Consider the following 470-nt stretch of genomic DNA (forward strand, 5'->3'; position numbering starts at 1 on the left):
CTGTTCAAATGCATTATTTGGCCGCAGAAACCCGCCAAACCTTATTGCCCACATCATCGGCCACCAGCAAATCCCCTTGCTGATCAATCACCACGCCAACCGGCCGGCCCATGGCTTTCTCATCGCTATCAAGAAACCCCGTCAGCACATCCACCGGTTGCCCTTTCGGCTGGCCCCCCTCGAACGGCACGAAAATCACCTTGTAGCCACTGTGCGGCTTGCGGTTCCAGGAACCATGCTGGCCGATAAATGCGCCATTACTGAAGGGGGCGGGCAGTTTGCTGCCCTCGGCGAAGGTCAGCCCCAGCGACGCAGTGTGAGGGCCTACCGCATAGTCGGGAGCGATGGCCTTGGCGACCATGTCCAGGTTCTGCGGGGTCACACGCACATCCACATGCTGGCCGTAATAGCTGAACGGCCAGCCATAGAAGCCGCCATCCTTGACCGAGGTGATGTAGTCCGGCACCAGG

At 59.6% G+C, this 470-nt stretch carries 1 protein-coding gene; it reads right to left on the bottom strand.

Annotated elements, in window-relative coordinates:
* Positions 1–13: 13 nt before the first annotated feature.
* Positions 14–470, bottom strand: a 457-nt coding sequence (locus AAEY72_RS14215) for a PQQ-dependent sugar dehydrogenase (protein WP_502945390.1), incomplete at its 5' end; no start/stop codon positions are given.

The sequence above is a fragment of the Psychrobacter sp. W2-37-MNA-CIBAN-0211 genome (assembly GCF_040309405.1).
In the GTDB taxonomy this organism is placed as follows: domain Bacteria; phylum Pseudomonadota; class Gammaproteobacteria; order Pseudomonadales; family Moraxellaceae; genus Psychrobacter; species Psychrobacter glaciei.